The following is an 18,310-nucleotide window of genomic DNA, read 5'->3' on the forward strand; positions in this document are numbered from 1 at the left end:
ACTCGGTTGGTTCGATTTATAGAGCTGAAGCAATGCACGACGAACGATTACGCCGCTGGCGTTTGATTCTAGGCAGCGAAGAAAGCGACGGCACCGGCTGCGATTTGAGCAAAGCCGATCTGGCAATGGATGGCGCATTGCGTGCGCTGTACGATGCCAATCGCAACGGCCAAGGGCAAAACCCGCAACAACGCAGCGGCGGTCTGGGCAGTTCGGCCCCCAACGTGGCGCGCTGGCTGGGCGACATTCGCGCCTATTTCCCATCCTCCGTCGTGCGCGTGATGCAACAGGATGCGTTTGAGCGCTTGGGCCTGAAACAAATGCTGCTGCAACCCGAAATGCTCGAAGCCATCGAACCCGATGTGCATCTGGTCGCCGAATTGGTTTCACTTAGTCACATCATGCCTGCCAAAACCAAAGAGACCGCGCGGCTGGTTGTGCGCCGCGTGGTTGAAGAGTTGCAACGCAAGCTCGCGAATCCAACACGCCAGGCTGTGTTGGGCAGCTTGAATCGCGCTGCGCGCAACCGGCGTCCGCGCCATAACGAAATTGATTGGCCGCGCACCATTCGCGCCAACCTCAAACATTTTCAACCCGGATATCAAACGATCATCCCTGAGACACGCATTGGTTACGGACGCAAACGCTCGTCGTTGCGCGAGATTATCCTGTGCGTAGACCAAAGCGGTTCGATGGCGACCTCGGTGGTGTATGCGAGCATCTTTGCGGCGGTGCTGGCTTCGCTGCCCGCAGTCAGTACGAAGCTGGTGGTCTTTGACACCGCCGTCGTTGATTTGACCGAGATGCTGAGCGATCCGGTCGAAGTCCTGTTCGGCACGCAACTCGGCGGCGGCACGGACATCAATCGCGCGTTGGGTTATTGCCAGGGCCTTGTGCGCGCGCCGAGCGAGACGATTTTGATTTTGATCAGCGACCTTTATGAGGGCGGCCACCGGCAGGAAATGCTGAAACGTGCGGCAGCATTGGTGAGTGCGGGCGTGCAATGCATCGCGTTGCTGGCGCTGAATGACGATGGCGCGCCCAGTTATGATCACGCCGTGGCGGCAGCCTTTGCCGAATTGGGCATCACGTCGTTTGCATGTACGCCCGATCTCTTTCCCGATTTGATGGCGGCGGCAATCAATCGGCAGGATGTGGCGAAATGGGCGGCGGCGCGCGAAATCGTGACGGCGCGGGCCTAAATGCTAATTCGCCGCTCGTGTTGGCACTGCAAGTTAGATCGGTTTTCACTTCGGTGTATGGCAAAAAGCCGCGCAGCGGGACAGTACCGCGCGCGTGAGCAAGCGGCGCGTCAAGCACGACTGACTGACGCAACGCCGAAGCGCCGCTTGCTCACGCGCGCGGTACTGTCCCGGCGCGGCGCGCCTACCGTACACGCAAATGAAAACCGATCTAAGTGAATCAAGCAGTTGAATCCGAATCACATCCACTAACAACACGAGATACATAGGACAAGCTTATGAGCCAAGCGAATTCGACGCCGCAACCTGCCCTCGTCCGCTCACTCACGCTGCGCGATCTGGTTTTGATGAATCTGGTCGCCGTCTTGGGCTTGCGCCATCTGGGCACGTCGGCTGCCGCCGGGCCGGTGACATTGACGCTGTGGGTAGTGGCCGCGCTGTTCTTCTTCATCCCGCAAGGGCTGGCCGTGATCGAACTGTCATCGCGCTTTCCCAGTTCGGGCGGTGTGTACGACTGGACGAAACGCGCGCTGGGCGAAAAGCATGGTTTTCTTTGCGGCTGGTGTTACTGGATCAACAACGTGCTCTATTACCCGAACCTGCTGATGTCGGCGGCGGTGATTGCGACCTATGCCATTGGCAAAGGCGATACGGGACTGAAAGACGATTTGACCTTTGTGACGGTGACGACACTGGTTTGTCTGTGGCTGGCCGTTTTGCTGAACATCGTTGGTGTCGGCACAGGCAAGTGGTTACAGAACGCGGGGGGCCTCGGCACCTACATCCCCGGTGCGCTGGTGATTCTGGTTGGACTCATCGCCTATTTCACACACCCCAGCGCCAATCCGATTGCGCCCGCCGACCTGTTACCGAAGAAGGCCGATTACGATTCGTTGAATCTATGGATTTCGATTGCGTTCGCTTACGCCGGCTTGGAACTGTCGGCGACGATGGGCGATGAGGTCGAGAATCCGAAACGCAACCTGCCGCTTTCGATTTATATTGCCGCGCCGTTGATCGGCGTGATGTATCTAGTGGGCACGGGCGCGGTACTGTGGCTGATTCCGCGCGGCGAGGTCAATCTGGTGGCGGGTTTTCTGCAAACCATTCAGGTCGGCATGGCGCGCATTAGCCCAGCGCTCTTTTGGGTCGCACCCGTGTGCGCGGTGCTTTACACCATCGGCAACATCGGCGGCGTCGGCGCGTGGCTGACGGGGCCTGCGCGCGTGGCGTTTGCGATTGGGTTGGATCGCTACTTTCCGCCCGCCTTTAGCCGCATTCATCCGCGCTGGCGCACGCCCTATGTGGCGATTCTGGTCGAAGCGCTGCTGGGCACTATCTTGATGCTGATTTTTGTGGCTGGGAAGAAAAAGCCGAACGTGGGGCAGGTTTACCTGATCTTGCTCAGCGCGCAAGTGCTGATCTATTTCATCCCGTATCTTTATCTGTTCATCGTTTTCATCATGCATCGCCGCCGCGAAGGCGTGACCGAGGGGGTGATGGCCGCGCCGGGCGGGTTATTGGGCGTATATGCGCTGGGCATTTGCGGCTTGGGCGTGACGTTGTTTGCGATGGTGTTGACGATGATTCCACCCGGTGGCGTCAGTTGGTGGGATTTCAACGGAAAAGCATTGGGGAGCGTGATTGGGTTATTGTTGTTGGGCGGCGTGTTGTATTGGCGGGCGAACCGGCATCGTTGATGTCGTTTTGAGAGCCACGAAGCAACTGTGTTGAGAGTCAAGCAAAAAGCTGCTTGACTCTCAACACAGTTGCTTTCGTGTTTTACCTTCTTGAAGTCTATAGCAATGTCATACGCACAACTGGTCGAAAACAAAATTCGTGAAGCGCTGGCCAAGGGCGAATTCGATAACCTGCCGGGTCGGGGCCGCCCGCTTGATCTCGCCGCTTATTTCAATACGCCGGAAGAGTTGCGGCTAGGTTATGCGATGTTGAAGAGCGCCGGGTTCGTGCCCCTCGAAGTCGAATTGCAGCGCGAGATCGAAGCTTTACAAGCCGAACACGATCAACCCACTGATCCGCCGCGTCAGGATGCGTTGCGCCGCGAAATCGAGGCCAAAACGCTCAAGCTGAAATTGCTGTATGACAGCCACCAGTGGCGACGTTAATGTGCGGTGAGCAGTTCTTGACGCTATCAGACCCGTCCACTAAGATGCGCGCTCATTTGGCGGGGCCCCTTAGCTCAACGGTTAGAGCAGAGGACTCATAATCCTTTGGTTGTAGGTTCGAATCCTACAGGGGCCATCCTTAGAATCAAACAGTTACGGGCAGTCAATTGACTGCCCGTATTGCTTTTGTGTGCGAGTAGTGTGCGAGTGCTACCAAAGCCGCCATTGTTTTCTGAGTTGCTACGTCCCGCTGGGCTTTGTTCAAACGGCGAATGAGAATTCCAAGCGTTGCGCCGACTTGTTCAGCAAATTAATCGAGCGTGGCTTTTCCTTTAACCAAGGGCTGCGAGGTGTCGTTGACGGTTCGAAGGGCTTACGCAAAGCTGTCCACGAGGTCTTCGGCGTGCAGGCGCTGGTCAACGTTGCCACTGGCATAAGCGGGGAAACGTGCGGTCATACTTGCCGAAAGAAGATCACGCGCGGCTCAAGCATCAGCTTCAAAACGCCTACGCGATGACCGGCTACGAGCAGGCGCAGCAGGAACCGGAAGACTTGGCGCAAGAAATCGAACGGCGCAACAAAACAGCCGCCAACTCCTTGCGCGAAGGCTTACCCGAAACTCTGACCTTGCATCGGCTGGCGCTGACCGAATTCTCACGCAGACCAACTGCATTGAGAGCTTGAACTCGCAGCTCGGCTCGGCAACGCGCAAAGTCAAACGCCGGACAAGCTCTGACCAGCGCCCCCGCCGGGGTGTGCTTGGACCGTTGGAAGCCGAACAACGAATGAGAACGGTGGACAATTACCAGCGTCTACCCCATCTTCAAAGAGCGCTCACCGAAGTGCTGAGCGCAGAGAATTTCAACTACAATAGAGTCTGTTTGTCCGCTGTCCGGGCCTGTGACTCTGGCAGAATTTCAACTAAGATTTGGACAACGTCATCTCAGGAGGCAGAAACTTCCCTGAAATTGAAGTCAATACATGAAATGAATGGCCGAAGAAATACTAGGAAGCCCTAAAGAGAACCAATCGAAAGAGCTATATCAGAACTCAGATGGTTGTTAGGTCTTCCTGCGCGAAACGATCACAACGAATAATAATGAGCAATACCTCCAACATACTTTCCAAACTTCAATCTCTTCTTTCCCGGCGTATCGTCATCATTGACGGCGCGATGGGCACGATGATCCAACGCTACCAACTTGACGAAGCCGCCTATCGCGGCGAACGCTTCAAAGACTGGCCGAGCGATCTGAAGGGCAACAACGATCTGCTCTCGATCACGCAGCCGCATTTGATCGAGGCCATTCATCGCCAGTATCTGGAAGCGGGCGCGGAGATCATTGAGACCAATACCTTCAATTCGCAGAGCGTGACCTTGCACGATTACGGCATGGCGCATCTGGCGTATGAGATGAACGTCGCTTCGGCGCAGGTGGCGCGGCGGGCGGTGGACAAGTTTCTGGCTGAGCATCCCGACCGTGTGGCTTTTGTCGCGGGCGCGTTGGGGCCGACGAATAAGACGGCTTCGCTGTCGCCGGATGTGAACAATCCGGCCTATCGCGCGGTGACCTACGAACAGGTGGCCGAGAGTTATTACGAAGCGGCGAAGGGCCAGTTGGATGGCGGCGCGGACATTCTGATCGTCGAGACGGTGTTTGATTCGCTCAATTCCAAAGCGGCGCTGTTTGCGATTCAGAAACTTTACGCCGAACTGGGCCAGCCGAAAGAGGAACTGCCGCCGCTGATGCTGTCGTTCACGATTACGGATTTGAGCGGGCGCACGCTGAGTGGGCAGACGGTCGAGGCGTATTTCCATGCGACGGCGCACGCGCCGCTGCTGAGCATCGGCATCAATTGTGCGCTCGGGCCGAAAGAGATGCGGCCTTACATTGAGGAATTGTCGAGCCTCGCGCCGATTTATGTCAGCGCCTATCCGAACGCGGGCTTGCCGAATCCGCTGCTGCCGACGGGCTTTCCTGAAACACCGGAGACGCTGGCACCGCAGTTGGCCGAATGGGCGGCGAGCGGCTTTTTGAATCTGGTGGGCGGCTGTTGCGGCACGACGCCCGATCACATCCGCGCGCTTGCCCAGGCGGTCAAGGGCTTCAAACCGCGCGTGCCGGCGGAGCCGAAGACATATCTGTCGTTGAGCGGCTTGGAAGCGTTGAACGTGCGGCCCGATACGAATTTCGTCAACATCGGCGAACGCACGAACGTGACCGGCTCGCCGCGTTTCTCCAAACTGATTCTGAACGGCGATTACGACGAGGCGCTGAGCGTCGCGCGCCAGCAAGTCGAGAACGGCGCGCAGTTGATTGACGTGAACATGGACGAGGGCATGCTCGACAGCGAAGCGGCGATGGTCAGGTTTTTGAACTTGATCGCCAGCGAGCCGGACATCGCGCGCGTGCCCGTTGTCGTTGACTCGTCCAAGTGGTCGGTGATCGAAGCGGGCTTGCGTTGCTTGCAGGGCAAGGCGGTCGTCAATTCGATCTCGTTGAAAGAGGGCGAGGACAAGTTCATCGAACAGGCGCAGTTGGTGCGACGTTATGGCGCGGCGGTGATCGTGATGGCGTTTGATGAAAAAGGCCAGGCCGATAACTACGAGCGGCGCACTGAAATCTGTCAACGGGCTTATCGTCTACTGGTTGACAAAGTCGGCTTCCCGCCGCAGGACATCATCTTCGATCCGAACATCCTGACGGTTGGGACGGGGATGGAAGAGCACGCCAATTATGCGGTGGATTTCATCAACGCGACGCGCTGGATCAAGCAGAACCTGCCACACGCGCGGGTGAGCGGCGGCGTCAGCAACATCTCGTTTTCGTTCCGTGGCAACAACGCCGTGCGCGAGGCGATGCATTCGGCTTTCCTCTATCACGCCATTAGGGCCGGGCTGGACATGGGCATCGTCAACGCGGGGCAGTTGGCGGTTTACGACGAGATTCCCAAAGACCTGTTGGAACTGGTCGAAGACGTGTTGCTGAATCGCCGTGCCGACGCGACCGAACGCCTGATCGCCTTTGCTGAATCGGTCAAGCAACGCGGCAAAGTCGAAATCGTCGCTGACGAATGGCGTTCCGGTTCAGTCGAGGAGCGGCTGAAACACGCGCTGGTCAAGGGCATTACCGATTTCGTAGAGGCCGATGCCGAAGAGGCGCGGCAGAAATACGGGCGGCCGCTGACCGTGATCGAAGGCCCGTTGATGGATGGCATGAACGTCGTCGGCGACCTGTTTGGCGCGGGCAAAATGTTCCTGCCGCAAGTCGTCAAATCAGCCCGCGTGATGAAAAAGGCCGTCGCCTGGTTGGAGCCATTTATGGAAGCCGAGAAGACGGCGGAGTCGCGTGCGCAAGGCAAGATTTTGCTGGCGACGGTGAAAGGCGACGTGCACGACATCGGCAAAAACATCGTCGGCGTCGTGCTGGCTTGCAACAACTACGAAGTGATTGACCTGGGCGTGATGGTCTCGTGCGATAAGATTCTGAAAGCGGCCCGTGAACGCAACGTGGATGTGATTGGGCTGAGCGGTTTGATCACGCCTTCGCTGGATGAAATGCAGCACGTCGCGCGCGAGATGCAACGCGAAGGTTTCACCGTGCCGCTGCTGATCGGCGGGGCGACGACTTCGCGCGTGCACACGGCGGTGAAGATTGCGCACCATTACGAACCGCCGGTCGTCCACGTGCTAGACGCTTCCCGCGCGGTGCCGGTGGTCGGGCAACTGATCAATCCCGAAACGCGGGGCGCGTTTGCGTTGAAAAATCAGAGCCAACAGAACCAGGATCGCGAAAGACACGAGGCCAGCCGCGAACAGCGTGTGATGCTGACGCTGGAACAAGCGCGCGCCAATCGCACGCCGATTGATTGGGCGACCAGCGATCTGGCCCAACCTGCTTTCACCGGTTTGCGCGTGCTGACTGATTTTCCGCTCGCCGAACTGGCGCCGTTCATTGACTGGTCGCCGTTCTTCCACGCCTGGGAATTGGCTGGTGTCTATCCGCGCATCCTTGACGATGCGGTCGTCGGCGAACAGGCGCGCAAGCTCTTTGCCGATGCGCAGGCATTGTTGCAAAAGATCGTGGACGGAAAGCTGTTACGGGCACGCGGCGTTTACGGTTTCTGGCCCGCGAACGCAGTGGGCGATGACATTGAGCTTTATGCTGATGCCGCGCGTTCTTCCGTCATTGCGACCTTCCACACCTTGCGGCAACAGACCGGAAAACGCAGTGGCCAATTCAATCAGGCGCTCAGCGATTTCATCGCACCGAAAGCGTCGGGCCGGCTGGATTCGCTCGGCGCGTTTGCCGTGACCACGGGCGGCGGCGTGGATGAACTTTGCGCGCAATTCGAGCGCGACCACGACGATTACCATTCGATTATGACGAAGGCGCTGGCGGATCGTTTGGCCGAAGCCTTTGCCGAGTTGTTGCATCAGCGCGCGCGCGCCGATTGGGGCTTTGGTGCAGGCGAAAAGCTGACGGTGGAGGAACTCATCAAAGAGAAGTATCGCGGCATACGCCCCGCGCCCGGCTATCCGGCGCAGCCCGATCACACCGAAAAGCGCGCGCTGTTCGAGTTGTTGCAGGCCGAAAAGAACGCGGGCATCGCGTTGACTGAAAGCTTTGCGATGCTGCCGGCGAGTTCGGTCAGCGGTCTGTATTTTGGGAATGCCGAAGCGAAGTATTTCGCGCTGGGCAAGATCGAGCGCGATCAAGTGGAAGAGTATGCGGGGCGGAAGGGAATGGAGGTGCGGGAGGTGGAGCGGTGGTTAGCACCGTATTTGAACTATGAGCCATAGCCTATGTTGATACGAAACTGTTTACTGATTTACGTTGTGTTCCTGAATGTTGGTTGGGCTAGTTGTAATTCTCAACCAAGTTCCGAAATGGCTGGTTCGCGAAAAGCAACTGCAATTGCCTCAACGCCGACGCCAGTAGCTGGTGGTACTCAAACGCGGGCTGATGATTCAGCCTTACCTTTGTTTGAAAGCGCTATTGAGCCTAGACGCTTAAAGTATGGGGCGTATGTTGTGTCCAGGCGCACAAAACAGTTTCGAGCTGAAGGAATGACCAAGTCAGTAGAACTTTCCTACGCAACGCTGGCACGGCATGGGAAACAGGCGCTGAAGTTCGACGCTGTTAATCATCCGACTGTGAATGAGACGCAGTTCGGTTTCTTTCCACTTTTCAAAGGACAGCCTAAACACCTGATTGTTGAGCAATCGTCTCATCGTTGGGAACGGTCGTGGATAGTTCAACTCACCCCACTCCGCGTTATCTTTGACAATGCTTGGTATGAAGTCGGGACGGATATTGTTGTGAAAGACCTTGATGCCGATGGTATGCCTGAACTGATTCAACGTTACCAGCAGTTTTGGTTTTTTCAGTTTGGCGATCTTGCCGACACGCAAACACCTGCTTGGTTTACCAACGCAAATTCGCCTTTCATCCAAATTGTCTTTGCCTACAATCCGCGAACTGGCAAGTACGAGCCGGCCAACCCGCGCTTCCAGGCTTACGCGCTGTCCGGGTTGCCCAGGCTTGAGCAGCGTATTGCGGCAGAAAGGCCGTCGAAGTTTCTCAATGCGGATTTGTTAGGTCTGGTCTTTGAACGGACGCTGTTGTTGTTGTTCGCTGGTGAGGAAGAACGGGCTTGGCAAGGCTTTCGGGAACATTGCCCGTGGGACAATTGCGCCACCATTGAACAGAGGTTTAGGCTGCGGCTGAAGGATGATCCGGTGTATCTGTTTTTTGCTAAACATCGCTAAAGCAATCGCAACGAGGAGTTGAACAATGAGTGCCTTACCAAAGAAGCTTTACACCTTGGAACAGTATTTGGAATTGGATAAGAACTCAGAGGAAAAGTACGAGTTCTTTGATGGCGAAGTGTTTGCGATGGCCGGGGGATCGCTTGAGCACAACACAATTTCAGCCAATGTAATTCGCTCGCTTGGTAATAAACTGGAAGGCACAGCTTGCCGTGTGTTATCCAGCGATATGCGCTTGAAAGTGCCATTGGCCTTACCGTACCGCTATCCTGACGCAACAGTGGTTTGTGGTGAACCGGTGATTGAAAAATTGCAGGGGCAGCCAATGCTGCTCAATCCAGTTTTGATCGTGGAAGTTCTTTCGGATTCAACCGAAGCTTACGACCTTGGCAAAAAGTTCACCGCCTATCAATCCATCGAAAGCTTCCGCGAATACCTGTTAATCGCCCAAGATCGGCCACACGTGATCCAGTACGTGCAGCAGGAAGGCGGCAAATGGTTGCGCTCCGAACATCACGGGCTAGACGCTGTGTTGGAACTGGAAGCGCTCGATTTTTCGTTGCCGCTCAACGAAATCTATCAGCGCGTCACCTTTGCCTAAAGCAGGGCAGGCCAGTAAGGCCTGCCCCGTCACACCTATTCAAAGATCGTCAGGTTCCGCTGATTGATTAAGTCCAAATACAACGGAATCGTCGGCCCGTATTCGAGCGCGGCATAGCCTTCATAGCCGAGATCGTGAATTGCTTTGAACACGTTGCGGTAATTGATTTCGCCAGTGCCGGGTTGGTGGCGGCCCGGGTGGTCGCCGATGTGGAAGTGGTCAATGCGTTGGATGTTTTGGCGGATCAGCGGGATCAGGTTTCCTTCCATAATCTGCACGTGGTAGATGTCGAAGAGGATTTTGACGTTCGGGCTGCCGACCGCGTCAATCAGCTTGGCTCCGTCGCGCACGTAATAAAGATAATAGCCGCGGTGATCAACGTAAGTGTTGAGCACTTCGATGACCGCCGTGATGCCGTTTTTTTCCAGCGTGGGGGCGATGGCTTTCAGGCCGGCGACGGCGCTGTCAAACATGGCATCGCGGGACATGCCGGGGACCTCGTTGCCGGTGAGCGTGACGAGGCGTTTGCAGTTGAATTTCTTGGCCACCTCAATCGCTGTTTCCATCTCTTTCAGAAACTGATCGCGCTCTTTTGGGTTGACCAAGCCGCAATCCTGCGCGGTCACGCCTTTGTTGCTGATGAGTGTGGCGCAGGCCAGGTTGGGGTACTTGGGCGCTTCGGTCAGAAAAGTGTCCAGCACCTTTGGGTCGCGCCAGTTGAACATTTCGTAAGCGTCGTAGCCCAAATCCTTGAGCTTCGCCAATCCATCGGGGATGGGCAGCCGATTCATCATGCCCCAGGTGACCGACAGTTTTAGCCGGTTGAGCTTGGGTTTGGGTTGTTGGGAAAAAGCTGAGTTGATGAACGGCGGGTTCAGAGCGGCTTTCAAATTCAGGGCGGGCAAGACGGCGGCGCTTGCGCCCAGTTGCAAAAACGATCTGCGCTTGAGCATGGTGTCAGTCTCCGGATGTTAAGGTTGTGTGGATGAAATGCGCGGGGATTGTGCTATCGCGCCGCGCAAATTTCAAATCTTGAACGGTTTTCATTTGGGTGTAGGGCCGGCTGCGCCGCGCCGGAACGGTACCGCGCGCGTCAGCAAGCGGAGACGAAGCTACTGCCACTTCGGTCTCACTTGACGCACCGCTTGCTGACGCGCGCGGTACCGTTCCGCTCCGCAGCTTTTACCTACACTGAAGTAAAAACCAAGCTGGTAAGGCTGCCTGTGATTCCTTCGCCGCGCAATCTGTTTTAGAATCCCGCTGCTCTTGGAATCAAAGCGTAGTCAAATTTCAACGCCCTGCTGCAACTCCATGAATCGAATCGTTGAATGCGTGCCCAATTTCAGCGAAGGCCGCGATGCGGCGAAGGTTGAACAATTGGTCGCCGCCATCGCTGCCGTGCCTGACGTAGTCCTGCTCGCGCATGAGCTGGACGCCAATCATCATCGCTCGGTCATCACCTTCGCCGGTGAGCCAGAAGCGGTGGTTGAGGCGGCGGTGCGAGCGGCGGCAGTGGCGGTCGAATTGATTGATCTGAATCACCACTTGGGCGAACACCCGCGTATTGGAGCATTGGACGTGTTGCCGTTTGTGCCGCTGCAAAACGTGACGATGGAAGATTGCATCGAGTTGGCGCATCAGGCGGGCGAGCGGCTGGCGCGCGAACTGCACATCCCTGTTTATCTTTACGAACGCGCGGCGAGCCAGTCCAGCCGCGTCAATCTGGCGGATGTGCGGCGCGGCGAATTTGAGGGATTGCGTGAAGACATCGCAACTGACCCCGAACGCGAACCTGATTACGGCGAGCCGGTGATTCATCCGACGGCGGGGGCGACGGCGGTGGGTGCACGCGCGCCGCTGATCGCCTACAACGTGAATCTGGGCACGGCGGATTTGAACATCGCCCGCAAGATCGCACAGGCCGTGCGGGGCAGCGGTGGCGGGCTGCAATTCGTTAAGGCGCTGGGGATTGATTTGAAAGATCGCAATCAGGTGCAGGTCTCGCTGAACCTGGTCAATTACGAAGCCTCGCCGCTCTTTCGCGTCTTTGAATTGGTGCGGCGCGAGGCCGAACGCTACGGCGTGCCGGTCGTCGGCAGCGAGATCGTCGGGCTGGTGCCGCAAGCCGCGCTCAATGCTTGCGCTGATTTTTATCTACGCATCGAAAACTTTCGTGAAGGGCTGATTCTGGAAAAGCGGCTGCAAGAGGCGCTGGACGAACGCGCTAGCCGTGTATCGGCGCGTCCAGGCACGTTGCATCTGATGCCGCCGCCGGTCGAAGCGCAACCCGTAGCATTAACGAGCGTGGCGGCTGAGTTTTTTGATGAAAGCGCCGATGCGGAATGGTTGGGAACGTTTTGTGATGATGTCGCGGCGGGCACACTGGCGCCGGGCGGCGGCAGCGTCACGGCGTATGCCGGCGCGTTGGCGGCGGCGCTTGGCGCAATGGTTTGCAACCTGACGCTGGGCAAAAAGAAATACGAGGAAGTCGAGCACGAAACGCGTGAAATCCTGGCTCAACTGGAACAGCTCAGCGCCGACCTGCGCGTGGCCGTCGCCGAAGACGCAGACAGTCAGGAACGTATGGTCGAAGCCATGCAATTGCCGCGTATTACCGAAGCCGAGCGTTTGGCCCGTATCAGTGCGATTGAACAGGCGACGCGCGGTTTGATCGGGTTGCGTATGCGTGTGGCCGAAAGTTCGTTCGATACCTTGGAACTGCTGGATGAATTGGCCGAGGTCGGCAATCCGATTGCTTTCGCCGATTTGACGACGGGCGCGCAACTGGCGTTGACGGCGTTGCGCAGCACGTCTTATCAAGTGCTCAGCAATCTGGGCGCGCTCAGCGACGAAGAGTTCACGCGGCTGCGGCGGCTCGAATTGGACGATTTGCTGGTGCGCGGGCAGGAGGTGGCGGATGGGATCGAGGCGCAGTTTTTTCAGATGTATCCACGTTGAATCAGGCAACGTCCATGGTTCAACACGAAATGCGTTTTAAGGAGTAGTAGTGCAAAGCAGTATGAAAGCCTTGGTGTTTTTGATTGGTCTGGTTTTGCTGACGGGGCAGGCGGCCAAACCGACGGCGGAAAGTTATGGCTTGCCCGCCGGGGCGCATCTGCTCGAAACAGCTCCGCTGAAATCGGACAAACACGCCGACCGCGCGCTGTTGCTGTGGATGCTCAATCCCACCGACAATCCGCGTGAAGCGGGTGATGACGTTTACACCTGCCCCGATGAAACGCGCGGCCATTATTACAGCGGGCCGACCCGCATCTCGCTGGTGAACACGCGCACGCTGAAGCTGATCAATACGCTGGAACTCAAACAGCAATACCTTTTTGACGAGGACGGCTTCGACCTCCCTTACAAAATTCATAAGGGCAGTTACTATCGGGTGCCCCAGGCGCGCGAGGGCGAGGAAGGGAAGCCGGTCATCATGTCGCTCAAGGATTACAACGGCGATGGCCGGGCTTTGGAATTTGCCTTGTTTGACGCGCTGAATTGCATGGAACTGCAAACCACGCTGATTGGATACAGCGAACGGCAGGACAAAGTGCTGCAATATCCGGTTGCGTTATTTGTCGAAGAACCGGGGGAACGCTCGACTGAGAATAGCCCCTGGGTAGATCATCTGTTTCAGCAGAAGCCTGTGACCGCCGGTGTTTGGAAATACGAGTTGGATTATCGCGGGCGCGGCGGCACGCTCAACCAGTACGAGATTCGTTATGACCGCGTCGAAGAGAAGTTCAAAGGCAAGGTCGTGGTGCGGCCCGAATAGCATAAGTTTAGCTGCCAAAAGCTGGCCGCAGATGGACGCTGAAAAACGCGGATCAAGGCGGTTGGCGCTTTTTGTTTATCTGCGTTTGGCTGCGTTCATCGGCGGCCAAGTTCTTACGTAAATCTGAGGTTGTAAGTTATGTTCACCAGAAAAATCGTCACCTTATTCCTGTCACTCGCGCTGCTGATTTCCTGCACGGCGGCGCCTTCGTCCGTTGTGCCCGCCCCGACGACGACCGCCTCTTCGGCACGTCCACCGGTTCGGGGCAAGAGCGGTATGGTTGCTTCGGTCAGTGAGATTGCCTCGAAAGTTGGCGTGGATATTCTCAAACGCGGCGGCAATGCGATTGATGCGGCGGTGGCGGTCGGGTTGGCGTTGGCTGTGGTGTGGCCTTCGGCGGGCAATATCGGCGGCGGCGGATTCATGATGATCAAGCTGGCCGATGGCAAGACGACCGCGATTGATTACCGCGAGATGGGGCCAGCCGTGGCGCATCGCAACGTTTATCTCGATGCCAAGGGTGATTACATCAAAGGCTCTTCGACCTACGGCCACAAAGCGGCGGGCGTGCCGGGGTCAGTGGCCGGGATGGCCTATGCGTTGAGCAAATATGGCAAGCTGAAATGGGCTGATGTCGCGCAACCTGCCTTCACCCTGGCGCAAAATGGTTTTCCCGTCTGGTATCAATTCGAGCGCAGTTTGAAAGGCAGCCAGAAAGAACTGGAACGCTACCCGGAAAGCAAGCGCGTTTTCCTGCGCAACGGCAAACCTTACGAGACGGGGGAGATTTTCCGGCAACCGGAATTGGCCGCGACTTTGGGCCGCCTGATCAAACTCGGGCCACAGGAGTTTTACACCGGCAGGACGGCCCGGCTGATCGAAGCCACCATGCGCAAAGCGGCGCAGGAGCATGGTTACGCAAAGCCCTGGATGACCGTGCAGGATTTGAAAAACTACAAGGCTATCGAACGCACGCCGCTCAAGACCAAATATCGCGGCCACGAAATTTACACGATGCCGCCGCCGTCTTCGGGCGGTGTGGCGCTGGTCGAGATGTTGAACATTCTGGAACGCTACGATCTGAAGGCGATGGGCGCGGGTTCGTCGCAAAGCTTGCACTTGATGACCGAGGCGATGCGCCGTGCCTTTGCTGACCGCGCCGAATTCCTGGGCGATCCCGATTTCGTCAAAGTACCGATTGCCGGACTGACCTCGCGCGCTTACGCCGACAAACTGGCCGACACGATTCGGATGGAACAGGCTTCGACCTCGGAAGAGATCAAGCACGGCGAACCGGCGGGCTATGAATCCGAAGAGACGACGCATTACACCGTGGTGGACAAGGATGGCAACGTGGTCGCCTGCACGACGACTTTGAATGAAAGCTACGGCAACAAGATCACGGTCGAGGGCGCGGGCTTCCTGCTCAACAACGAGATGGACGATTTTGCGCCGAAGCCGGGTTCGCCCAACGCCTACAATTTGATTCAGGGCGAGAATAACGCCGTCGCCGCGCGCAAACGTCCGCTCTCTTCGATGACGCCGAGCATCGTGTTGAAGGACGGCCAATTCTGGTTCGCGGTCGGCAGCCCCGGCGGCCCCACGATCATCAACACTGTGCTGCAAGTCATCCTCAACGTGATTGACCACGGCATGAACATTCAACAGGCCATCGAATGGCCGCGCATCCATCATCAATGGATGCCTGACACGATCACGTATGAACCGTATGGCATTGCGCCCGATGTGCTCAAAGCGCTGGAAGCCAAGGGGCACAAATTCGTGGAACGTCCGCGTTATATGGGCGATGCCGAAGGCGTGATGATCGAAGACAAAACCGGTGTGCGGCTGGGCGGCAGCGATCCGCGTTTGGATGGACATTCCGTCGGGTATTAAGGCAAGCCGTAAACAAGTGCCCTATCTTTCTGTCACAGATTTTTCTGTCTAAATCGAAGCACGCAACAATGGGACAGTACCGCGCGTCAGCAGGCGGCACTTGGCGCGAATGGCCGCTTGCTGACGCGCGCGGTACTGTCCCATGTGCCGAAATCTCTTTTTCGTCATCACCCGGTCAATCTTCAGCTTGGTTTGATAGCTTGGAAATTGGCTGGTGACAGAACAGTTTCAAACCGCATTGCACTGAAAGATTGCAGTTACCTTGACTGTGATCGGTGCCGCTTTTCGGGTCAGCCTGAAATTTAAGTCAAACGCCCTCAGCGAAATCCCGCGCGTTTGATGGGCTGAATCACCAACCACCAAACGCTGTGTGTTGCTGGCATACACATTGCTCTGCTAGCGGCGGCTTAATCCCCAAAGCTGGCATCGGAAACAGGTTGAACGCTTTATTTCAACTGTGCACACACCCGTGCGCATTTCGGTGGGAGAGATGCGATGTTGAATTTGCCGAAAAAGATTTTGGTCGTTGAAGATGATGAAACCATGCGCCTGACGCTGGCCGCATTGTTGCGGCGCGAAGGCTTTGACGTGCGCACGGCGCGCGATGGCGAAGAGGGCTATGCGGCGGCGCTCGCCAGTTGCCCGGATTTGATCATCACCGATTTGCAGATGCCGGTGCTGGACGGCGTCGAGTTGGCGCGGCTGATTCGTTGTCAGCGCGGGCAATTGAGCCAGGCGCCCATCCTGGCCCTGAGCGCGAATTTGCAGGAGTATCATTTGCCCGAACGCATGAGTTCGGGCATCAATCGCTTTTTTGATAAAGCCAAACAAGACCGGCAAACGCTGCTCTCGGCGGTTCATGCGTTGCTTGAAACCGCGCCGCGCGAGTTTGTGTCAATCATCTGAAGCCACATTACGTTCATAAAATTCCGGATTGACGAAACGCAACAGCGCGAACGTGACGCCCTGTTGATAGAGTTGCAGCCGATCCAATTTCCCACTTGAAAGCAGGCCAATCGCGCCTTCTTTTTGTTTGGAGTTTTCCCGCCCAAAAAAACGGTCATCCGCTTCGCCCAACTCCAACCCCGCGCGCACCAGTTGCGCGACACCCGCCGGCAACATAAAACGACCCGTCTGCCCTGTGCCCATACTCCCGTCGCGCGCCACGATCACGACCCAGGCATAGGCCCACATCCCCTCGGCGGTGTCGCACACGCCGCCTTCGATGCCGACGCCGTAATCCGCTTCGGCAATTTGCTGTAACGCCTGGCGCGCACGATTGCGCGCGCCCGTGCACATCTCATCATCCGCAACCGGTTGCTGGCTGACGCCCGAATCGGTTGCCACGCCGCGTGCCACCACGTCAGGCCAGAACTGCGCGATGGCCGCCGCGACGCATTGAATTTTTACCGGATTGGTTGAACCGACCGCAAAAACAAAAGGCATAAGAAGAAACACGCCACCGATGAACGCAGACAAACGCAGCTTGAAAAAGGATTGATCGGCGTTTGTCCGCGTTCATCGGCGGCAAAAACTTTCCTGATGAAGTTACTTCGCTTTGGCCGCCACCACGACGCGAAAGCCCACCAGCAGACTGCGAATATCGGGCGGCAGGAAGTAGCGGAAGCCGGAGCGGCAATTGCGCCCGTAATAATTCCACGAACCACCGCGCAACGAGCGTAGCTTGGCGTCACCATCCGCAATCCAAGCGCTGCCGTCCGTGGGTGCGCCATTGTAGTTAGGGTGTTTGTAATCCTGGCACCATTCCCACAGATTGCCGTGCATGTCGTAAAGCCCGAACGGATTGGCTACGCCGAGGCTGCCGGAGGCGGTCGTCTTTTCGCGGAAGAGGCCCTTGGCCGCCGCGCCGTAAGGATAACGCCCATCGTAATTGACGATCTCAGGCGTGATGGTTTCGCCAAAGGCAAAGGGCGAAGTCGTGCCGCCCCGCGCGGCGTATTCCCATTCGGCTTCGCTGGGCAAGCGGTAAGTACGCCCGGTCAGTTTGGTCAGGCGGTCGCAAAATTCGAGCGCTTCTTCCCAGATGATGTTTTCGACGGGCAGGTCGTCGCCTTTGAAATTAGCCGGGTCGGCTTTTAATTCGATTTTGACCTGGGGCAATTTGGCGACGGCGCGCCATTGCGCCTGGGTGACTTCAAGCTTGCCCATGAAAAAGGCGGGCAAGATGACTTTGTGTTTGGGCATCTCGCCGTTGAACCATTCGAGCTTGGCGTTGGGGCTGAAGGTTTTTGACTCGGTAAAGGCGGCCTGGATTTCGGTTTCGCTCGAACCCATTTGGAATTCGCCCGCCGGGATTTCGATCATCTCCAGCCGCGTGTTGTCGCCCAGGTCTTCAGCAAACCCAGCGGCTTTTTGGCCGGGCACTTTGGTGACGGCGCCGCTGGCATCCACTTTGGCAGTAGCAAATTCAAAGTGTACCGCTTTGATGGGTGTGCCCGCGACATTAACCAGTGCTGGCGCTATTGGCAGAGTTGCCGCTTTAGGAGAACGGGGTGTTTTGGTTTGTGGCCTTGTGGTGCAGGCCGAGAAAACCGCAATGAGCAGCAATCCCGCAGACGTTGTCAGCACCAGTAAGGCGCGAGTGATGGTTATCGTGGATGACATAACTCGACTCCTTAACAAAAAATCTGTGGCGATGTTTGAGCAATACGCGTGGCTAACTTGGGTGGCGGTAATCTAGCATCGCGCGGCGCGCGCGGCTACTGTTGCAGAAAGAATTCCAGGGTCTATTCATTCTCGGAAAGTGTTCGACAAGCTGCCAGCTTGTCGAAGTCTCGGCTGGCGAACCACTGGGTATACTGCCACGCCCGCGACAAGCTGGCAGCTTGTCGGACAGTCTGGCCGCCTGCCTGGCGCGAGAATGAATAGACCCTGGGAAGAATTCAACGCGTGAGTTGGGCCGAGTCCCCGCGC

At 57.0% G+C, this 18,310-nt stretch carries 13 protein-coding genes, 1 tRNA gene and 1 pseudogene; 12 read left to right on the plus strand and 3 right to left on the minus strand.

Features of this window, described 5'->3' with window-relative positions; all coding sequences use genetic code 11:
• Nucleotides 1–32: 32 nt before the first annotated feature.
• From HY011_02700 to HY011_02735, 8 genes and pseudogenes are all read left to right on the plus strand, one after another.
• Nucleotides 33–1,202, plus strand: a complete 1,170-nt coding sequence (locus tag HY011_02700; GenBank protein MBI3421826.1) for a VWA domain-containing protein — start codon at nt 33–35, stop codon at nt 1,200–1,202.
• Between the two features lie 278 nt (nt 1,203–1,480).
• A complete protein-coding gene (locus HY011_02705; protein MBI3421827.1) occupies nt 1,481–2,902 on the plus strand; it encodes an amino acid permease in 1,422 nt (473 codons plus the stop codon).
• A 105-nt stretch (nt 2,903–3,007) separates the two neighbouring features.
• Complete coding sequence (locus HY011_02710) at nt 3,008–3,328, plus strand: DUF1992 domain-containing protein (protein MBI3421828.1); 321 nt, start codon at nt 3,008–3,010, stop codon at nt 3,326–3,328.
• Nucleotides 3,329–3,391: 63 nt separating this feature from the next.
• Nucleotides 3,392–3,464, plus strand: a tRNA-Ile gene (locus HY011_02715).
• Between the two features lie 230 nt (nt 3,465–3,694).
• Nucleotides 3,695–4,012: pseudogene (locus tag HY011_02720) on the plus strand (transposase).
• Between the two features lie 415 nt (nt 4,013–4,427).
• Nucleotides 4,428–8,132, plus strand: a complete 3,705-nt coding sequence (gene metH, locus HY011_02725; GenBank protein ID MBI3421829.1) for a methionine synthase — start codon at nt 4,428–4,430, stop codon at nt 8,130–8,132.
• 3 nt (nt 8,133–8,135) lie between these two features.
• Nucleotides 8,136–9,101, plus strand: a complete 966-nt coding sequence (locus HY011_02730) for a hypothetical protein (GenBank protein ID MBI3421830.1) — start codon at nt 8,136–8,138, stop codon at nt 9,099–9,101.
• A gap of 25 nt (nt 9,102–9,126) precedes the next feature.
• On the plus strand, nt 9,127–9,702 hold the full coding sequence (locus tag HY011_02735) for a Uma2 family endonuclease (GenBank protein ID MBI3421831.1): 576 nt from the start codon (nt 9,127–9,129) through the stop codon (nt 9,700–9,702).
• 35 nt (nt 9,703–9,737) lie between these two features.
• Here the strand turns inward: HY011_02735 and HY011_02740 are convergent, their stop codons facing one another.
• A complete protein-coding gene (locus tag HY011_02740) occupies nt 9,738–10,655 on the minus strand; it encodes a TIM barrel protein (protein ID MBI3421832.1) in 918 nt (305 codons plus the stop codon).
• A gap of 358 nt (nt 10,656–11,013) precedes the next feature.
• Between HY011_02740 and ftcD the strand changes: the two genes are divergently transcribed.
• The 4 genes from ftcD (at nt 11,014) to HY011_02760 (ending at nt 16,282) form a co-directional block, all read left to right on the plus strand.
• On the plus strand, nt 11,014–12,660 hold the full coding sequence (ftcD, locus tag HY011_02745) for a glutamate formimidoyltransferase (protein ID MBI3421833.1): 1,647 nt from the start codon (nt 11,014–11,016) through the stop codon (nt 12,658–12,660).
• Nucleotides 12,661–12,709: 49 nt separating this feature from the next.
• Nucleotides 12,710–13,480: a hypothetical protein gene (locus HY011_02750; protein ID MBI3421834.1), complete on the plus strand. Its 771-nt coding sequence runs from the start codon at nt 12,710–12,712 to the stop codon at nt 13,478–13,480.
• A gap of 138 nt (nt 13,481–13,618) precedes the next feature.
• On the plus strand, nt 13,619–15,376 hold the full coding sequence (ggt, locus tag HY011_02755; GenBank protein ID MBI3421835.1) for a gamma-glutamyltransferase: 1,758 nt from the start codon (nt 13,619–13,621) through the stop codon (nt 15,374–15,376).
• 495 nt (nt 15,377–15,871) lie between these two features.
• Entirely contained in the window at nt 15,872–16,282 is a 411-nt protein-coding gene (locus tag HY011_02760) for a response regulator (protein MBI3421836.1), read from the plus strand.
• On the opposite strand, the gene yjjX is transcribed toward HY011_02760, so the two are convergent.
• Both yjjX and HY011_02770 read right to left on the minus strand, forming a co-directional pair.
• Nucleotides 16,271–16,822, minus strand: a complete 552-nt coding sequence (gene yjjX, locus HY011_02765) for an inosine/xanthosine triphosphatase (protein ID MBI3421837.1) — start codon at nt 16,820–16,822, stop codon at nt 16,271–16,273. The genes HY011_02760 and yjjX overlap by 12 nt on opposite strands.
• A 102-nt stretch (nt 16,823–16,924) precedes the next feature.
• Complete coding sequence (locus HY011_02770) at nt 16,925–18,001, minus strand: formylglycine-generating enzyme family protein (protein MBI3421838.1); 1,077 nt, start codon at nt 17,999–18,001, stop codon at nt 16,925–16,927.
• Between the last annotated feature and the right edge of the window lie 309 nt (nt 18,002–18,310).

The organism is Acidobacteriota bacterium, from assembly GCA_016196035.1.
Classification (GTDB): domain Bacteria; phylum Acidobacteriota; class Blastocatellia; order RBC074; family RBC074; genus JACPYM01.

What these genes read in the sequence shown, in the direction of transcription:
- metH (MBI3421829.1), top strand. Translation starts at nt 4,428, where the DNA reads ATGAGCAATACCTCCAACATACTTTCCAAACTTCAATCTCTTCTTTCC.
- yjjX (MBI3421837.1), bottom strand. Translation starts at nt 16,822, where the DNA reads ATGCCTTTTGTTTTTGCGGTCGGTTCAACCAATCCGGTAAAAATTCAA.
- HY011_02700 (MBI3421826.1), top strand. Translation starts at nt 33, where the DNA reads ATGCACGACGAACGATTACGCCGCTGGCGTTTGATTCTAGGCAGCGAA.
- ggt (MBI3421835.1), top strand. Translation starts at nt 13,619, where the DNA reads ATGTTCACCAGAAAAATCGTCACCTTATTCCTGTCACTCGCGCTGCTG.
- HY011_02760 (MBI3421836.1), top strand. Translation starts at nt 15,872, where the DNA reads ATGTTGAATTTGCCGAAAAAGATTTTGGTCGTTGAAGATGATGAAACC.
- HY011_02710 (MBI3421828.1), top strand. Translation starts at nt 3,008, where the DNA reads ATGTCATACGCACAACTGGTCGAAAACAAAATTCGTGAAGCGCTGGCC.
- HY011_02770 (MBI3421838.1), bottom strand. Translation starts at nt 18,001, where the DNA reads ATGTCATCCACGATAACCATCACTCGCGCCTTACTGGTGCTGACAACG.
- HY011_02705 (MBI3421827.1), top strand. Translation starts at nt 1,481, where the DNA reads ATGAGCCAAGCGAATTCGACGCCGCAACCTGCCCTCGTCCGCTCACTC.
- HY011_02735 (MBI3421831.1), top strand. Translation starts at nt 9,127, where the DNA reads ATGAGTGCCTTACCAAAGAAGCTTTACACCTTGGAACAGTATTTGGAA.
- HY011_02740 (MBI3421832.1), bottom strand. Translation starts at nt 10,655, where the DNA reads ATGCTCAAGCGCAGATCGTTTTTGCAACTGGGCGCAAGCGCCGCCGTC.
- ftcD (MBI3421833.1), top strand. Translation starts at nt 11,014, where the DNA reads ATGAATCGAATCGTTGAATGCGTGCCCAATTTCAGCGAAGGCCGCGAT.
- HY011_02730 (MBI3421830.1), top strand. Translation starts at nt 8,136, where the DNA reads ATGTTGATACGAAACTGTTTACTGATTTACGTTGTGTTCCTGAATGTT.